General features: G+C 65.5%; 1 pseudogene. It reads right to left on the bottom strand.

Going from position 1 to position 863, the window contains the following annotated elements:
* A pseudogene (locus E1266_RS37500) lies at nt 1–863 on the bottom strand (alpha-1,4-glucan--maltose-1-phosphate maltosyltransferase); the annotation flags it as partial.

Raw genomic sequence — 863 nt, 5'->3', positions numbered from 1 at the left:
GGTCGAGGTGGACGGTGGCTTCGCGGGGGTGGTGGGGGTTGAGGTTGACGACGGCCAGCACGGTGTCGTTGAGGTGGCGTTTGGAGAAGGCGAGCAGTTCGGGCTGGTCGACGTGGTGGAAGTGCAGGTTGCGCAGTTGCTGGAGGGCGGGGTGGGTGTTGCGCAGGGTGTTGAGGCGGGTGATCAGGGGGGCGATGGTGGTGCCGGTGCGGGCGGCGGTGTCGAAGTCGCGGGGGCGGTACTGGTATTTCTCGGAGTCGCGGTATTCCTCGCTGCCGGGTCGTACCGGGGTGTTCTCGCATAGTTCGTATCCGGAGTAGATGCCCCAGGTGGGGGAGAGCAGGGCGGCGAGGATGGCGCGGATTTCGAAGGCGGGGCGGCCGCCGTGCTGGAGGTATTCGTTGAGGATGTCGGGGGTGTTGGTGAACAGGTTGGGGCGCATGTAGTCGGCGGCGGGGCCGGTGAGTTCTTGGAGGTAGGTGGTGAGTTCGTCGGCGTTGTTGCGCCAGGTGAAGTAGGTGTAGGACTGGTGGAATCCGATTTTGGCCAGGGTGTGCATCATGGCGGGGCGGGTGAAGGCTTCGGCGAGGAACAGGACGTCGGGGTCGGTGGTGTGGATGTCGGCCAGGAGCCGTTCCCAGAAGGCGACGGGTTTGGTGTGGGGGTTGTCGACGCGGAAGATGCGGACGCCGTGGTTCATCCAGTGGTGCAGGATGCGGCGGATCTCGGTGTAGAGGCCTTCGGGGTCGTGGTCGAAGTTGAGGGGGTAGATGTCCTGGTATTTCTTGGGGGGGTTCTCGGCGTGGGCGATGGTGCCGTCGGCGCGGGTGGTGAACCATTCGGGGTGGGTGGTGACCCAGGGG

The sequence above is a fragment of the Actinomadura sp. 7K534 genome, from assembly GCF_004348575.1.
GTDB lineage: Bacteria > Actinomycetota > Actinomycetes > Streptosporangiales > Streptosporangiaceae > Spirillospora > Spirillospora livida.
This window is presented reverse-complemented; position numbering and strand designations above follow the sequence as displayed.